The organism is Pseudomonas sp. Leaf15 (assembly GCF_001421425.1).
In the GTDB taxonomy this organism is placed as follows: Bacteria; Pseudomonadota; Gammaproteobacteria; order Pseudomonadales; family Pseudomonadaceae; genus Aquipseudomonas; species Aquipseudomonas salomonii.
Genome location: NZ_LMKI01000008.1, coordinates 37,221 through 53,536, shown reverse-complemented (window position 1 = coordinate 53,536; position 16,316 = coordinate 37,221). Strand labels below are relative to the sequence as shown.

Sequence of the window (16,316 nt, the reverse complement as noted above, 5' to 3'; positions counted from 1 at the left end):
TTCGAACCAGGCCTTAGAGCTTGTGACTGCCCAGGGCCAGGAACCGCTGCGGCGACACCTTGCGCAGGCGCGCGGCGAGATACAGGCCGCCCATCAGGGCTGCGGGAATCACCGCGCACAAGCTGTAGGACAAGAGCTGGCTGGCCCCCGTGAGCACATCGAAATGCGCCACCGCCAGTACCAGCACGCTCAGCAATGCCAGGCACGACAGCACCGGCAGAATGCGCCCGCGCAGCAGGCCGACCTTGAGTTCGGGGTGCCGATGGAAATACACGCAGATCGCGAACGAGGTCATCGCCATTAGCAGGATCACGCACAGGGTTGCCAGGTTGGAGAACCAGGCGAACAGCTGCAGGATCGGGTCGGCGTCCATCGCGGCGAAGATCAATACCACCACGGCCGCGATCAGGCTCTGCAAGGCAGACCCCATGTGCGGGCTCTGATGCACGCGGTGAGTGGTGCCCAGCACGCTGTGCAGCAGGCCGTCACGGCCGATAGCGTAGAAGTAGCGCGCCGCAGCGTTATGAAACGCCAACAGCCCGGCGTAGATGCTGACCATGAACAGCACGCGGATGACCTGGGTCAGGTGCGGGCCGACGAAGTGATCGGACATGCCGTAGATAAAGGTGGTGGGGTCTTGCATGGCTTGCAGCATCGGCACGATCTTGTCCGCGCCCACACCCACTACCATCGACCACACCGACAGCGCATAGAACCCGCCGATCAGCAACACCGAACTGTAGGTGGCGATCGGGATGGTACGCTGGGGGTCTTTCGCTTCTTCACCGTAGATGGTGGTGGCCTCGAAGCCGATAAAGGCGGCGAAGCAGAACAGCAGGCCGATGGACGGAGTGCCGCTGAACACATGCTGACGGGTGAACGAGTCGAGATTGACGCCGCTGTCACCCCCGTTTTTCAGAATGGCGAAGTCGAGGATCAGGATCGCCAGGTATTCAGCGATCACCACCAACGACAGGACCCGCGCCGAGAGGTCGATCTTGCGATAGCCGAGAAACGCAATGCTGGCCATCGCCATCAGCGAATAGGCCCACCAGGGCAAGACCACGCCCGCCACGCTCTCCATGGTGCCGGCGACCACGCCACCGAACATGCCATACAAGGCGATCTGCAGGATGTTGTAGGCGAACATCGCCAGCACCGCCGCCGAACCGCCGGCCAGGCCACCCAGGCCCCGGGAGGTAAAGGCGTAGAAACCGCCGGCGTTGGTAACGTGACGCGACATGGTGGTGTAACCCACCGAGAACGCCATCAGCACCAGCAAGGCCAGGATCAGCAATGCCGGGGTGCCCGCGCCGTTGCCCAGCATGATGCCGATCGGGAAGCCACCGGCGATCACACTGAGCGGACTCGCCGCGGAAATAACGAAGAAGATGATGAAGCCGACACCCAGGGCGCCACGCTTGAGCTCCGTGGAGCTGTTGACCGGGAGAGTTACGCTCATGTTCTTGACCTTATTGTATGAGGCAGTCGCTGTGGGGTAGCCCCGATCCAGGCGCTATCGGTGCCGGGTAGCGCTTTTATTGTTGAGGTTGGGCGCTGTATTCGATGCTATGCCCGCCCACGAACACCTCGCTATCCCAAATCGGTAACATCGCGGGCGGCGCCCCAAAACAGGTCAGGGCCCGATTCACTCCCCGCCGATTTGGGATAACGCTACGGGCCTGCAGTCGTGCAAGCTAGCATCACCCACCCTACGCCTGCCTGAGCCTGAAGTTGCCGGCGTCGGCCATTCAATTATCGAGTGCACCCTATGTCCGCCAAGCGCCGCTGGCTGATCCTCGGCATTATTTCCAGCGCATTGCTACTCATCGTCATTGACATGACCGTGTTGTACACCGCCTTACCCACCCTGACCCGCGAGCTTGGCGCGACAGCCTCGCAAAAGCTCTGGATCCTGAATATCTACGCGTTGATTGCCGCCGGCCTGTTGCTGGGCATGGGCACACTCGGGGATCGCCTGGGGCACAAGCGTCTGTTCCTCGGCGGGCTGGTTGTGTTCGGCCTGTTCTCGCTCATCGCGGCCTTCTCGCCCTCGGCCAATGTCTTGATCGGCGCCCGAGGTGGCCTGGCCGTCGGCGCGGCGATGATGATGCCCGCCACCCTGGCGCTGATCCGGCTGACGTTCAGCGACGCACGCGAACAGGCCATGGCCTTTGGTGTGTGGGCGTCGGTGGCCTCCGGCGGCGCGGCGCTCGGTCCGGTCGTGGGCGGCTTGCTGCTGGAGCATTTCTGGTGGGGCTCGGTGTTTCTGATAAACGTGCCGATTGTGCTGGCGGCGCTGCTGCTCGGAACGCTGTTGATCCACGACCATCCGGGCAATGCGCAGCGGCACTGGGACTGGCTGGGGTCGCTGCAGGTAATGATCGGTTTGATAAGCCTGGCCTATGCCGTCAAGGAACTCGGCAAGCGGTCGCCCTCCTTCGCGGCCATGCTGGTGGCGCTGCTGCTGGGTGCGTTGTTCCTGACGCTGTTCATTCGACGTCAGCGCCGGGTCGCACAGCCGATGCTGGAACTGTCACTGTTCGCCATGCCGCTGTTCAGGAATGCGGTGATTGCGGCCGTCGCTTCAGCCGTCGCGTTTATCGGCATGGAACTGGTGTTCAGCCAGCGTCTGCAATTGGTACTGGGGATGTCACCGTTGCAAGCGGCACTGTTTATCCTGCCGCTGCCCCTGGGTTCCTTCGTGGCCGGGCCACTGGCCGGCTACTACCTGTCGCGCCTGGGCAACCGGCGCATGCTGTTCTGGACCTTGCTGTTCTCGGCGGCCGCCATGCTGGCGTACCTGTTGCTGCACAACGCGGCGGTACCGCTGCAAATTGTCAGCCTCGCCCTGCTGGGCATGGCCATGGGCGCGGCGCTGACGGCGGCGTCCAGCACCATCATGCTCAGCGTGTCCACGGACAAGGCCGGCATGGCCGCGTCCATCGAGGAAGTCTCCTTCGAACTGGGCGGTGCCGCCGGCGTGACACTGGCAGGCAGCCTGTTGTCGGCGATATATGCCTGGTCCGCCAGTTTGAGCATGCCAGCCCGGTTGAGCCTCAATCCCCTGACGTTCGAGAGCCTGGACGACGCGCTGCTGGTGTCGGCAACGTTATCGAGCGATGACGCGGCGCTCCTGACAGGGCTGGCCCGTTCGGCGTTCGATACGGGCTTCGTGGCCGTACTCGCGGTACTGGCAGCCCTGCTGTTGATCGCGGCGCTGCGGGTCCGGCCCGGCCGGCAAGCAGCGGTCATGCCGCGAGCGTAGAAAAATGACCGAACCGGGCTCGTTAAAACCCCAAGGCCGGCCGATATATGACATACCCAATAAAAAGCCAGTGGCCCAGGCCAATGACTGGTCAACCGGCACGCTGTTCACTAGCGAGATACTCCGATGCTCGACACGCTCTCCATCCGCTTGAAAATCATCTTGCTGTCCGGCTTGTGCCTTCTGGGCGTGATCGGCCTGATCGTCAGCATGAACCTCTACCAGGGCAACCAGAACAGCCGGTTGATCGGTACGTCCAGCAGCAAGATGCTGACCGACAGCGGCGAGAACCTGCTGCTGGCCAAGGCCGCGGAACAGGCGGGCAATTTGCAGCGCGCCTTTGGCAACAACCTGTTGCTGATAACCGCCCTCTCCGACCAGACGATCCAATTACGGAACATGGCCGCCCAACGCGGCTTGCCGGCCGCGACGTTGCGCGAGGAAGTGAACCAGAGCCTGAAGACAACCTTCGAGCACAACCCGCAGATATTGGGGCTGTGGCTGGTTTTCGAACCGAACGCGCTGGAAGGCCAGGACAGCGAGTTCGTCAATGACGCGGCGCGCGCCTCCAATGAAAAGGGCCGCTTTTCCAGCGCCTGGAACCGCGGTGGCGGCGAATCGTTGAACATCCTTATTCCCGAAGCCGATTTGCACAAGACCGAGCTGAGCATCAGCGGCACCCCCTATAACAGTTGGTACACCTGTCCGCGAGACACAGGACGCACCTGCCTGTTGTCGCCTTACGCCGATACCCAGGCCGGGCAAGTGCAACTGATGACCACGCTGTCGACACCGCTGATTGCCGATGGCAAGGTCATCGGCACCCTCGGTGTGGACCTCGCACTCGGCGCCCTGCAAGCGGCGGCGAGCGATGCCCAGCGGACGCTGTTCAACGGCTCGGGCAGCATGCTGATTGTGTCCGACAGCGGCGTGCTCGCGGCCTACAGCAAGGACGCAGGCCAGGTCGCCAAACCGGTCAACGTCACGTTGGGCGAGCAAGGCAAGACGATACTCGCGGCTGTGGCGCAAAAAAAACCGGCGGTGCTGGCCGAGAATGACTTGATCCGTGCCGTCTACCCCGTCGCGCCCATCCCCGACGCGGCGGCGTGGGGCGTGGTCATCGATTTGCCCAAACAAGTCTTGCTGGCCGACTCGATCGCGCTTCAGGCCTTGCTTGACCAGACCCAAACCCGCGACACGCTGGAGTCGCTGCTGGTGGCCATCGGCGCCGGGTTGCTGGGCCTGCTGCTTATCTGGCTCACCGCCTCCGGCGTGACGCGCCCGATCAACAGTGTCGCGCAGATGCTCAAGGCAATTGCCAGCGGCGACGGCGACCTGACCCAACGCCTGCACTACAGCAAGAAAGATGAACTGGGCGAACTGGTGAACTGGTTCAACCGTTTCCTCGACAAACTGCAACCGACCATCGCGCAGATCAAGCAGAGCATCACCGATGCGCGCGGCACCGCCGACCAATCCTCGGAAATCTCGCGGCAGACCAGTGAAGGCATGCAGGTGCAATTTCGCGAGATCGACCAGTTGGCAACCGCGTCCAACGAAATGAGCGCCACCGCCCATGAAGTCGCCCACAGCGCCTCGAATGCGGCCCAGGCGGCACACGGTGCCGACCAGGCGTCGAGGGACGGCATCAGCCTTATCGAGCGCAGCACCCGCGACATCACCGCCCTGGCCAGCGAGGTCAGTAAGGCGGTGAATGAAGTCGAGGCCCTGGCGGTCAACAGCGAGCAGATCGGTTCGGTGCTGGAAGTGATCCGCAGCATTGCCGAGCAAACCAACCTGTTGGCACTCAACGCGGCGATTGAAGCGGCGCGCGCCGGGGAAAGCGGCCGGGGGTTTGCGGTGGTAGCCGATGAAGTGCGCAACCTGGCCAAGCGCACCCAGGATTCAGTGGAAGAAATCCGCCTGGTGATCGAGCGCATCCAGACCAGTACGCGCGGCGTGGTCGCCACCATGTATTCCAGCCAGACACTGGCCCAGGACAACGCCGGGCAGATCCACCAGGCCGTGCAGGCCCTGAGCAAAATCAGCGAGGCGGTCACGGTAATCAGCGACATGAACATGCAGATCGCCAGCGCGGCGGAAGAACAAAGCGCGGTGGCCGAAGAGGTCAACCGAAACGTCTCGACCATCCGCGGGGTGACCGAGACCCTTACCGAGCAGGCCGCCGAGTCGGCGCAGATCAGCAGTCAGCTCAACGCACGGGCCAATCAACAGATGACACTGATGGACCAGTTCCACGTATAGCGCACGGCGCCAGGGTGGCGCGTGACGTCTGGGACGGCAACTCGGCGAACAGCGCATGGTACTCGGCCGCGAAATGGCTGAGGTGGTAAAACCCCCATTGGGCCGCTGCGTCGCCAATCGAGAGGCCCGCGGTCTGGGTGGACATCAAGCTGCGGCGCACGCCATTGAGCCGCACGCAACGCAGGTAGTTCAGGGGCGTGGTCTCGGCCACGGCGCGAAAACTGTTCTGCACGGTGCGCCGGCTCACCTGTAGGCGTTCGCACAGTTCGAACACACTGGGCACGTCGAACTGCCCGGCAGCCGCCATACGGTGGCATTTCTCGACGATAAAACTGCGTGTGGAACTGGGCGTGCGCTGCTGCTTGTCGCAGGCCGGGTCGGCCATCAGTTGCACCAGCTCATCGAGCATGGCCTGTTCCAGCGCCTGTTCATGTTGCCGCTCCTGCACGCTGTCGTGAGTCCCATCGGCCATGGCCTGGGCGAACAGCGCGAGCAAGCGCCGACGGGCCTCGGAGAAACGCTGGCTGGACACCCTGATAACCGGCTGGCGCAGCAACAGGCTGACGTCCTTCGCCGATGCCGTTTGCGCCAGTGCCTGCTCGAACAATTCTCGCTCGAAGGTAATCGACAGCAGCTGCATGCCCATCGGCATATGGAACATGAACTCCTCGCCGCCGTGCAGAAAGAACAGGCTGCTGTCGTCCACCTCACGCCCCTGCATGCGCATCGAACCCGGCACGTTGATCGGCACCGCGAAGCACATCTTGCCGCGCGGCGCGACGCCGTGTTGCACGACACGCTGGTTGATCTGTTCGAGGAAAACGTGGCAACCGCCCGTGGTCAGCTGCATCAGCGTACTCTCGGTCGAGCCGGCGGTTAACTGGTTGTAGTCCTGGTTCCACTGCTGCACGTTGGCGGCATGAACGTGCACGTCCTTAAAATGACCGGTGCTATTATTTCTCATAATGAGCGACACCTACTAATTATTTATTCTTTTAAGGAGTTTTTATTTCTTTATATTCTCACATAAAGCAATTTATGCAAATTCCAGCGCCATTTAAAGGGCACGCCGAATGACCTGCGCCAGCACGCCGATGTGCCGATTCGGGCTACCTGCCTGGCGCCCGCTACGGAGATGATCAACCCCACATAAAACACCCTTGCAGAGAATCCGTCATGAGTGAAGCCCAGCTTGCAGCCCTCCATTTTGCCGATGCACCGCGAATCACCTCCAGCGCGCTTCCCGGGCCCAAGACGTGCGAGGCCCTGGCACTGTCGGCGCGCACCGAGTCCATGGCACGCGGCGGCGGGCGCATGCCGATCGCCATGGACCGCGCCTTCGGCGCCACCTTCAAGGATCCCGACGGCAACACTTACATCGACCTGTCCGCCGGGGTCGGCGTGAGCAGCGTGGGCCGTTGCCACCCCAAAGTGGTGCAGGCCATTCGCGAACAGTCCGAAGTGCTGATGCATGCCCTGGAAATCAACAGCACCCGCCGCACCGAGCTGGCCGCCAAACTGTCCGAAATCGCCCCTGACGGCCTGCGTGGCGATTGCATTACCTTCTTCACGCAAAGCGGCAGCGACGCATTGGAAGCCGCCATCAAGTTCGCCAAGCGCATCACCGGGCGGCACCAGATCATCGCCTTCCATGGCGGCTACCACGGTGTCTGGAACGCCTCGGGCTCGCTGACAACCGGCACGGCCTACCGCAAGGGCTTTGGCGCACAGATGGGCGGCGTGATTCACGCGCCCTACCCTTACGCCTACCGCTTTCCCTTCGACACCACCCACAAAAGCGCCGAACAGATCGCCGGCGACTACATCGACTATCTGCTCAATACCCCGTACACCGCCGCCGATGACGTGGCGGCCGTGATCGTGGAACCGGTACAGGGCGAAGGCGGCTACGTGCCGCCCTCGCCGGAGTTCCTGCAACGGTTGCGCCAGGCCTGCGACCGCAGCGGCACCTTGCTGATTGTCGATGAAGTGCAATCCGGCGCGGGTCGCACCGGCAAGATGTGGGCGGTCGAACATTCCGGCGTGAAGCCCGACATGCTCACCTTCGGCAAAGGCATCGGCAGCGACCTGCCGATGGCCGGCCTGATTATGCGCTCGGACCTGGCGGCGAAGATTCCCGACGGCTCTATGCCCAATACCTTCGCCGCCAACTCGCTGTCCGCGGCCGTGGCGCTGACCAACATCAGCATCCTCCAGGACCCCGATCTCGACCTGCTCAACCGTGCCCACGCGCTGGGGCTGGAAGCCCAGGAACGTATCCGTGGCTTCAACAGCCCGCTCGTGGGGGAAGTGCGCGGGCGCGGCCTGATGATCGGTATCGAACTGGTCGAAGACTCCGTCAGCAAAGCGCCCCTGGCGGGCGAGAAGATCGGTCAGTTGATGGGCTACCTGCTCAACCACGGCGTCCTGATGATCCCCTGTGGCCGCTACAGCAACGTGATGCGCGTGATGCCTTCGCTGACCATTTCCCGCGAGCTGTTCTTCAAGGCCCTGGATATCTTCGGCGACGCCCTGGCGTCCCTCAAGGCCTGATCCTGCCCTCTTATGGAACACAAAAAATGACTGAGCACTTGAAGCATTTCATCGCTGGCTTGGCCGTCGACAGTTCCGACGGCCGTCGCCTCGACCTGATAAACCCGGTGACCGAACAGGTGTACGCCAGCTCCGCGCGCGGCACGGCCGAGGACGTGGACCGCGCCGTGGCAGCCGCGTACAGCCAGCTCGAGGGCGGCGCCTGGAGCCAGCTCGACGGCGCACAGCGTGGCCGGCTGCTGTCGAAGCTGGCCGACCTGGTAGAGCGCGACAGCGAATTACTCGCCGACCTGGACGCCAACGCCATCGGCCGCTCGCCCATCGAACCACGCCGGATGGACCTGCCCAACGCGATCGCCAATCTGCGCGCCGCGGCCGGCTGGGCCAACCAGCTTGAAGGCCGGACCATTCCCAGCGGCGGCTACTTCGGCACCCGGACCCTGTCGTACACGGTACGCGAGCCGGTGGGCGTGGTGGGTGCCATCGTGCCCTGGAATTCGCCGCTGATGATAACGGTGTGGAAGCTCGCCGCCTTGCTGGCGGCAGGCTGTACGGTGGTCATCAAGCCTTCGGAAGAAACCCCGCAATCGGCGCTGCACCTGGCGGCGCTGGCGCAGGAGGCGGGTTTCCCGGACGGCGTAATCAACGTGGTCACCGGCTACGGCAACGAAGTAGGCCGGGCCCTGTGCGAACACCCGCGCATCGCCAAGATCAGCTTCACCGGCAGCCCCGAGGCCGGACGCGAGATCCAGCGCACCGCCGGCGTGCTGTTCAAGCGCGTGGCCCTGGAGCTGGGTGGCAAGAGCCCGCAGATCGTGTTCGACGACGCGTCCTTCGACGACGCCTTGCGCGGCTGTGCACTCGGCCTGTTCGCCAACCAGGGCCAGGTCTGCGCCGCCGGTTCGCGCATTCTGGTGCAGCGCAGCATCGCCGAGCGTTTCGGTGCGGCGCTGGCCGAGGCTGCTCAGGCGGTGAACGTGGGCGACCCGCGCCAGCCCGGCGTCCAGATGGGCCCGGTGGCCAAGAAAGCCCAGTTCGAGCGCGTCAACCGCTACATCCAGCTCGGCATCGACGAGGGCGCCGTGCTACTCGCCGGCGGGGTATCGAGTCCTGAACGGGGCTGGTTTGTGCGGCCGACGATCTTCGCCCATGCGCGCAATGACATGGCGATTGCCCAGGACGAAATCTTCGGCCCCGTGGGCACGCTGATCGCCTTCGACAGCGAAGAGGAAGCGATCGCCCTGGCCAACGACTCCAGCTACGGCCTGGCGGCCACGGTATGGACGACCGACCTGTCGCGCGCGCACCGCGTCGCGGCGGCGGTGAAGGCCGGCGCCGTGGGCATCAACTGCTGGAGCCCGCTGGACGCCAACCTGCCCTGGGGCGGCCTCAAGACCAGCGGTATCGGCCGTGAAGGCGGGTTCAGCGGCGCGCTGGCCTACACCGAGGAAAAAGTGATTACCGTGCTGCTGCCTGCCTGAGCGTACTTTCCGCACTGACCGCGCCACCCTCGACAAGGGTGGCCCTTCAAACGTGCATAGAACCGTGGAGAGCCTTATATGACCCCATTAGATCAACCGACAATAGATCGGTACCCAACCGCCCTGCGCGTATTGCACTGGGTACGTGCCGTACTGGTCCTGGGCCTGCTCTGGGCAGGGTGGCACATGACCGGCCTGAACGATGAAGTGCCGAGCAAATACGAGCTGTATTACCCCTGGCACAAATCCTTCGGGTTACTGACGTTTCTGCTGGTGCTGACCCAGATCACCCTGCGCTGGCGGGCACCGAGCATTCCGCAACCGCTGGAGACACTGGCACCGTACGAGCGGATCCTTTCCAGACTGACGCAACGTGCAATGTATGCGCTGGTAGTGATCGTGCCCTTGATGGGGTACTCCATGTCGAGCACCTACACGATGAGCGACGGCGTGTTCTTTTTCGGGGTTAATTTGCCGGAGCTGCTGCCCAAGAATGACGATTGGTTCGCCGTGTTCCAATGGCTGCACAAAGTCCTCGCCTACACCCTGCTGGCGCTGATCGTGCTGCATGTGGTGGGTGCGCTCAAGCACCGGTGTTTCGACAAGGACCCGCGCAAAGACGTGCTGCGTCGCATGCTATGAACCAGGAAGGCGTTGGCGCAGGATGCCAACGCCTCGTTAGATATCGCTTGAAACGGAGCCCACCAAGGGTCTGGTGCTTGCGAAAGCAGCTCTGGAACATGAATGAGCTTTAGCACAGCCGGCGTCGATCTGGTGCGTCAGCAGGCCTGCGTCCATGGCTCTGCGCACCACCACACGTACCATGTGATAGGCCTCGCGAAACGACAGATCCGCTTCCTGCACTATCAAGTGTGCCAGCTCGATGTTCGGCGCCGCGCTGCGCAACACCAGGTAGAGGAGTTTCAGGCAGCGCAGGCTTTCTTCCACCACCTACCAGAACCCACGGGCGCCCTCCCGGTCGCCGTCGCCGGTATGGGAGAAATTGCTTCCCTTGATGCTGATGCTCGCCCCCCATCAGCAGACCGACGATATGCCCGCTGCGCCCCTTGAGATACTCCAGCACCGTCGGATTTTTATTCTGGGGCATGATGCGATGTCGCGGCGACGCTGTCAGGAAAGTCGATTGGGCTAAAATCGTGGGTGCTCCAGACGAAATAATCTTGGGCCACGCGACCCCAGAATAAAGCGGCCAAGAACCGCTCAAAAAGAGTGGCTGTCTAAAAAGGGTGCCCTCGGGAACGAGGGCACCTCCACCAAGGAGCAAAAGTGGAAACTATTCCAGGCGCACGGATGAAACGCTCTGCCGGTTTCTAGTGCTGACTGCGTTATTTACGTCATGCTTTTCTTTGATCAAGCTAGATCTCGCAAGAAGTACAGAACGTTTGCCAGGCAAAACTCGGCGATCCGACGGTGAGCTATGGCGTGTGCAGGGATACAACTTTATCTAAACGGCGAGGAACAAAAACAGGTGACATCAGTCACCTGCCAGGTATCAAAATGTCGTAGCAAACACCAACTGGGTGTACACATTTGTATCGTTGTTACCCAACTGCGTCCCCCCCTTCTCTGCACTCTTGTCTGGCTGGTAGATGCCTAACAACGGCAAAACGGTCAGGTGCTGATTAACGCGCCATTCGGCATACAAGTCGATTTCATGACCATCGGTGTTACTCACGTTACGATCGATGGTGTCGTAATTAAAGTACATGGCTCCGAGGGTCAGGCTTTCCAAAGGATTGACCTTGAACGTAACATTCTGGATACGAGCGTTATTGTTGAAGGGGCCGGCATAGTTACTGGCCACTTCACCCTGGAACCATGTGCCGTAGCCACGACCCGTCCCATAAAACAAGGTGTCATAACCCTCTGAAAAGCGGCTGTAGCGATAGCTGGCGCTCGGCTTCCACGGAGCATCAGCAAAGGTCCACCCTGCTTCCAGATACCAAGCGTCCTCATTCGCCGCATTCGGTTTGTTTTGCCTGGCGTATTCACCCGACAAAAACAGGTTTTCCACGCCCGCATTACCCACTGCGCGCACGCTGTAGGTCTTCATGCCTTCACGCTCAAGCTGCAGGGGCGAAGCGTACTGTTCAGCGATTTTCGTGGTATTGATGTACGTCAGGCCAACCGTACCGGCTGCAGCCACGTGTTCCAGCGTACCGACGTACATCTCGGTATTGGCCTGAGAGGGGTTATCGGATTTAAGCCACATCAGATCGCCACGCCAGCCCTCTTTACCGCCAATGCGCAACACGGCTGTCTTATCGAACGCTTTGCGGGCAGCCACGTAGAAAGCACCTCCACGATTGTACTGTCCGTCGCCGAGGCCGCGACCTGCACTGAAGGCATCGCCCTGAATAAGGAAGCCGTCGCCCACTGCAATATTCTGTCGACCGAATGAAAAGTCGATGCCGTCTTTGCCAAGGACTTCAACTAGGTTGCCCGAGCGCCATCCCAAATAAGCATCTTCAATCTTGGTGGTGCGCTCAGATCCATCTGTGTAGCCAGCAGCGTCCCCGTCCCCCCAAGTGGCCGAACTGACCAGTGAGAAGGCACCATAGGCCGTCCCTACGCCTCGCAATCCCTGATCGCCGCTCACGCCGTACTTGATGTAGCCCTCTCGCCATGAGGACGCCCCCTGTGTTAACCGGCCAGAGGCTGGATAACTTTCACGACTGTGGAAAACGCCAAAAACCGCATCCAGGTTAGCATTGAGATGGGTGTCATCTCGGGAAAAAAGCTCATAAGCGCCCGCGGGAGTTGTTGCATTGAACAGTGCAGCGAGGGTCCAAAAGTGAAGCAGGGAATATCGACGCATGGTTGCATTTCCATTTTTTTTATTGGGTTAAGCGATACATTAAATGGGCTATTCCTCACCTGCATTTAAATGCCGCCAGGATTCTGCAGTCGTTGGGGTAGTCAATGGGAGCTACCGATTAATAGTTGCGTAGTTTAAGTTTTAAACATCTGTTGCGTTTTTTTAAATCTTCACCTCCTCGCGATAGCTTGCTTGAATACCTCTCTAGCAGGCCTAACATGAGCATTATTATCTTTACAACAATCGAGTCTGACGTGCTTTTTCTGTAGAGCCTGTGCCACGTATAAGAAGGGCTAAAGATTTAAGTATGCTGACCCAACAGAAAACACCCGCTTCTATAGAGACTGATATTTAAATCTATAACCGACACCCTCAGTAGACCCTGTTCAACCCCGACAAAGTGCCTTCCGATCAAAACGCTTGGCGAGTGTCAGAAGGCACCGCTCTTATAGCCGGCAGAAACAGTGCGGGCACTCCTCGTCTCCGGCACCCGAACTGTTAACTTAAAGTATATAACCTATCCCGGCGAGTGCGTCGTCAGCGTTGATCAAACGAATCAACTTACGCTGAATTTTGAAAGTGTCACTAACGCGCTCAAGCTCGTAGACGATGTCCGCGCTGTAATGTTTGAGCGAGTCCTTACGGAACTCGCGCACGTTTTGCGCGCAACGGACCGTCACTTTTTCATCGCTTTCGAACAGCACACGAAAACGTGACAGGGTGCGCACGGTACGCGGCTGCGGGCTGGTGGAAATCGAATCACCTCCGGTCAGACGCTGGATTCGTAACTGACGCATGTGATGATCGTCATAGGCGTAGTTGAGGGTGTTTTCGAAGTCTTCTTCCTTGGGATTGATCGGGATAATGTAAGTACCCTTTTCGTTCCACAGGCTCAACCAGGTGTCGAATTCGCCATGGTCGAGCATGTCGCCTTCAGCCCAGATAAAAGCGGTGACTTGGTTCAGTAATTGCAGGTTCATTTACTTAGCCTCTGCCGTCATCATCTTTTTCCACTGCTGGTAAGCAGCTCGCATGCCGGTCTCGGCGCTTACGTCGCTGACCAGCCCGTCTTCGGTCGGTATCTCACCCGGCAGGCCACGGTTCAACATGATCCACAGGTCTTCGCCAGCACTGGCGCCTTTCTGCACACGCTCCCAGGCTTCGGAATCGTCCGGAGTACCAAAGCCCATCGGACCCTGGAAGTGCTCATGCAAACGCAGGCGGTAGCGGTTGGCTATAGCAGGGCCGCCGTCCATGGTGATTACCGAGTGATGAATTTCTGTCTCTGTCACCGATATCGGTTGCAGCGCGCGGAAAAACGCCATGGAACAGGCAACGTTGGGGAACAGGTTAAGATTGAAACCCGAGCCACCGACAGCACGAACAATACGGCGCACTTGCTGCTCTTCGATACCGTCTTCGCGCAATTGCGCAGCAAGCTCCTCGAAGCGCTCCGGAATCGGTTTGTCGAGATCGGCTTCAAGATCCACCAGGTCGGGGATCATCACCATTACGCTGTGCCCGTTACCAAGGTCTTCGACGTAACCCGGCCCTTCAACGAAGTCGAACAGTTTGAGGGTTTGCTCATCAACCGATGCCAGGAACGACTTGTGCACCAGCGGGAAGTGGTAAGCGTCTGTGGTATTTTCCAACTGGATTTTCCAGTTGCCCGGAAAGCGGAAACGGTGCTCGCCTGGGACCTTGATCGGGTAACCGGCGCCCTGTTTCATGAACAGGTCGATCCATTTCTTGGCAGGCCCGAGGAAGTCGACCAGTGGTTCGATGTCATCCTTGAGAGTGGCAAACAGCATGCCCGCATATTCTTCAACACGCAGGCTGACCAGAGGCAGCTCGCCCTTATCCAGGCAATCACCGTAGCTTTCAGGGCTCGGCACACCACGCAGTGAACCATCCAGCGCGTAACTCCAGCCGTGATATGGGCAGACAAAGCTGTTGGTCTTGCCCTTCTTGTGTTCGCATACCGTAGCGCCGCGATGGCGGCAGCGGTTGAGGTGCACATGGACCTGTTTCTTGCGGTCGCGCACCACGATCACCGGCTGCTTACCGATGTAGGTGCTTTTGTAGCTGCCCGCCTCCGGGATCTCGCTGACGTGCGCGACCCAGACCCAAGTACTGTAGAAAATCTTTTCCAGTTCCATGTCAAACAGCTTGGCGTCGGTGTACAACGAGGTGTGCACGCGGTCGTGCTTGATCAAGCTTGCGGGTTCCATATCAAGCCCGACAACGTTAATTAAATCGCTCACAATTAGTTACCTTTCTATCGCAATGTCACGAGAGTTATTTTGAAATAACCTTAAGCCCGCACCCACAGCTCATCAACCGCCGACCGCGAGAGGTTTATTGTTTTAAAGACAACAAGCGTCAGCCCACCTGGATCAAGCTTAACGGTGGTGTAGGCATGGCCTATATCATTTGATTCCGGACGAGTCGGCTTTCCTGAAGCGTCCCTTGATTATCCCGTAGAGAAACAAGACAACCAGAAGTAATGGAGTGCCATTGACCCAGGCAGATTCACTGCCCGTCAGCATGCCGTAATTGTCGTAGATGAGATAAACGGCAGTACTAAGCCCAGCCAGTGCGATGAGTGGGCTGAGTAACGTTTTAAAATACCGTTTATCGTTGGCTTTTTTGAAGTGAACAACGACCCCCAATGTGACAAATGTCTGAAGCCCTATCAATCCAAGCGTCGACAATGCCACCGTTACGGGAAACAAAAATACAAAAGCGTCATAGCCCAGGGAGGAAGAGACGATAATGGTCAGTGCAACGAGCACGGTCACAAGCAGACTTGCATTGGCTGGAGATTTTTTCGTTTCATGAACATGTGAAAGAACATTCGGCAAGTGCCTGTCTTTGGCCAAAACTTGAACATACCGCGTCGCAGCATTATGCAGTGACAACAAACAGCAAAAGTTGCTGGTGCACAGCATGAGAGAAACAATTGTCGCCATCGTGCTACCCAAACGAGTCGTGAACAAATTAATGACCAACCCACCCTTCGCTATTGCTGCCTCGTCCTTGATGGAGTCAAACCCAACCTCACCGATGATCAGCCAGATAATGATCAAATAGGCGACGCCTACCAAAACGACCGCCAAACGAGTGGCATGCGGAATGGTTTTTGCTGGCTTCCTGGCTTCCATCGCATAAAGCGCGGCGGACTCAACACCGAGGAATGATGCCAGCGCCACCATGAGCCCAACCCCCAGCCCCGGCAGCATTATTGCGTCTACCGAGATGGCTTGAACCGGGAAGGCGTTAAGACCTTTATCCAAGAATATTGAAATACCCAGTAGAAAAAGCACAAAGAACTCTGCAAGCACCAAAGGCACGAGGATCTTTGCGGCAAAATCAATATTCGCCCGACCCAGGTAACAGATCGCCCCCACGTATAAGACGGTCCATGCTGCCCAGCCGATATCAATACCAAACCCTTGCATGGTCATATTCGTGTAATACCCGGACGCCACGGCAATCGCCGTGGTAATCGCCAGATAAGAGGCTAAGGCGACCCATGCCGCCCCCGTGCCTACGCCCCGTCCAAAGATCACCGTGAGGTACTTGTAAAATGCGCCGGCCCCCGGGATCGCCCGGATTAACTCGCCATACCCTATCGAGAAAAAAATCATCAGAATTCCTGCCAGCAGGAATGCTCCGGCAAGGCCAGCGCCATTACCGTGCTCAAAAGCAATGGGGGCTGCTGTAAGAACGGCCCCTAACGGTCCTGCGGCTGCAATCACCAATAACGCGATTTTATAAGCACTTAGATTACCTTCTAATTGCTGGCCGCCTGCAGGCACATCTGCAGATAGGGGCTCGGATAGCTCTGTCATCCCAATTCTCCACTCTAATTATTTTATGAATAACGGAAATAAATCGATGCAGCAGC

The 16,316-nt window shown here is 59.3% G+C and carries 12 protein-coding genes and 1 pseudogene; 6 read left to right on the top strand and 7 right to left on the bottom strand.

Going from position 1 to position 16,316, the window contains the following annotated elements:
• Positions 1-13 precede the first annotated feature (13 nt).
• Positions 14-1,462 carry an APC family permease gene (locus tag ASE80_RS07890; RefSeq protein ID WP_056858415.1) on the bottom strand — a complete coding sequence of 483 codons (1,449 nt, stop codon included), beginning with the start codon at positions 1,460-1,462 and terminating at the stop codon, positions 14-16.
• A 309-nt stretch (positions 1,463-1,771) separates the two neighbouring features.
• Between ASE80_RS07890 and ASE80_RS07885 the strand changes: the two genes are divergently transcribed.
• From ASE80_RS07885 to ASE80_RS31730, 3 genes and pseudogenes are all read left to right on the top strand, one after another.
• The gene (locus ASE80_RS07885; protein WP_056858414.1) at positions 1,772-3,268 is read left to right on the top strand and encodes an MFS transporter; all 1,497 of its coding nucleotides are present in this window, start codon (positions 1,772-1,774) and stop codon (positions 3,266-3,268) included.
• A gap of 126 nt (positions 3,269-3,394) precedes the next feature.
• Positions 3,395-4,675 (top strand): annotated as a pseudogene (locus ASE80_RS31735) (PDC sensor domain-containing protein); the annotation flags it as partial.
• 102 nt (positions 4,676-4,777) lie between these two features.
• On the top strand, positions 4,778-5,533 hold the full coding sequence (locus ASE80_RS31730; protein WP_371920509.1) for a methyl-accepting chemotaxis protein: 756 nt from the start codon (positions 4,778-4,780) through the stop codon (positions 5,531-5,533).
• Here ASE80_RS31730 and ASE80_RS07875 read toward each other — a convergent pair.
• Positions 5,481-6,497, bottom strand: coding sequence for a helix-turn-helix domain-containing protein (locus ASE80_RS07875; RefSeq protein WP_056858412.1), 1,017 nt, complete (start codon positions 6,495-6,497; stop codon positions 5,481-5,483). The genes ASE80_RS31730 and ASE80_RS07875 overlap by 53 nt on opposite strands.
• Positions 6,498-6,709: 212 nt before the next feature.
• Between ASE80_RS07875 and ASE80_RS07870 the strand changes: the two genes are divergently transcribed.
• The 3 genes from ASE80_RS07870 to ASE80_RS07860 all read left to right on the top strand — a co-directional run bounded on the left by ASE80_RS07870 (position 6,710) and on the right by ASE80_RS07860 (position 10,209).
• Positions 6,710-8,086, top strand: a complete 1,377-nt coding sequence (locus tag ASE80_RS07870) for an aspartate aminotransferase family protein (RefSeq protein WP_056858411.1) — start codon at positions 6,710-6,712, stop codon at positions 8,084-8,086.
• 26 nt (positions 8,087-8,112) lie between these two features.
• The gene (locus ASE80_RS07865; protein WP_056858410.1) at positions 8,113-9,567 is read left to right on the top strand and encodes an aldehyde dehydrogenase family protein; all 1,455 of its coding nucleotides are present in this window, start codon (positions 8,113-8,115) and stop codon (positions 9,565-9,567) included.
• A gap of 78 nt (positions 9,568-9,645) precedes the next feature.
• Positions 9,646-10,209 (top strand): cytochrome b, encoded by a 564-nt coding sequence (locus ASE80_RS07860; protein ID WP_056858409.1) that lies wholly within the window; start codon positions 9,646-9,648, stop codon positions 10,207-10,209.
• 36 nt (positions 10,210-10,245) lie between these two features.
• Here ASE80_RS07860 and ASE80_RS31370 read toward each other — a convergent pair whose 3' ends face one another.
• The 5 genes from ASE80_RS31370 to ASE80_RS07835 form a co-directional block, all read right to left on the bottom strand.
• Positions 10,246-10,515, bottom strand: coding sequence for a hypothetical protein (locus tag ASE80_RS31370; protein WP_236447445.1), 270 nt, complete (start codon positions 10,513-10,515; stop codon positions 10,246-10,248).
• A gap of 565 nt (positions 10,516-11,080) precedes the next feature.
• Complete coding sequence (locus ASE80_RS07850) at positions 11,081-12,406, bottom strand: hypothetical protein (RefSeq protein WP_056858407.1); 1,326 nt, start codon at positions 12,404-12,406, stop codon at positions 11,081-11,083.
• Positions 12,407-12,909: 503 nt separating this feature from the next.
• Positions 12,910-13,386 (bottom strand): aromatic-ring-hydroxylating dioxygenase subunit beta, encoded by a 477-nt coding sequence (locus ASE80_RS07845; protein ID WP_003232726.1) that lies wholly within the window; start codon positions 13,384-13,386, stop codon positions 12,910-12,912.
• Complete coding sequence (locus tag ASE80_RS07840) at positions 13,387-14,670, bottom strand: aromatic ring-hydroxylating oxygenase subunit alpha (RefSeq protein WP_056858406.1); 1,284 nt, start codon at positions 14,668-14,670, stop codon at positions 13,387-13,389.
• Between the two features lie 165 nt (positions 14,671-14,835).
• Positions 14,836-16,260, bottom strand: coding sequence for an APC family permease (locus tag ASE80_RS07835; protein ID WP_056858405.1), 1,425 nt, complete (start codon positions 16,258-16,260; stop codon positions 14,836-14,838).
• Between the last annotated feature and the right edge of the window lie 56 nt (positions 16,261-16,316).

Bases quoted from the DNA above. Each gene is read 5' to 3' on its own strand.
- ASE80_RS07890 (WP_056858415.1), bottom strand. From the start codon at position 1,462: ATGAGCGTAACTCTCCCGGTCAACAGCTCCACGGAGCTCAAGCGTGGC.
- ASE80_RS07885 (WP_056858414.1), top strand. From the start codon at position 1,772: ATGTCCGCCAAGCGCCGCTGGCTGATCCTCGGCATTATTTCCAGCGCA.
- ASE80_RS31730 (WP_371920509.1), top strand. From the start codon at position 4,778: ATGCAGGTGCAATTTCGCGAGATCGACCAGTTGGCAACCGCGTCCAAC.
- ASE80_RS07875 (WP_056858412.1), bottom strand. From the start codon at position 6,497: ATGAGAAATAATAGCACCGGTCATTTTAAGGACGTGCACGTTCATGCC.
- ASE80_RS07870 (WP_056858411.1), top strand. From the start codon at position 6,710: ATGAGTGAAGCCCAGCTTGCAGCCCTCCATTTTGCCGATGCACCGCGA.
- ASE80_RS07865 (WP_056858410.1), top strand. From the start codon at position 8,113: ATGACTGAGCACTTGAAGCATTTCATCGCTGGCTTGGCCGTCGACAGT.
- ASE80_RS07860 (WP_056858409.1), top strand. From the start codon at position 9,646: ATGACCCCATTAGATCAACCGACAATAGATCGGTACCCAACCGCCCTG.
- ASE80_RS07850 (WP_056858407.1), bottom strand. From the start codon at position 12,406: ATGCGTCGATATTCCCTGCTTCACTTTTGGACCCTCGCTGCACTGTTC.
- ASE80_RS07845 (WP_003232726.1), bottom strand. From the start codon at position 13,386: ATGAACCTGCAATTACTGAACCAAGTCACCGCTTTTATCTGGGCTGAA.
- ASE80_RS07835 (WP_056858405.1), bottom strand. From the start codon at position 16,260: ATGACAGAGCTATCCGAGCCCCTATCTGCAGATGTGCCTGCAGGCGGC.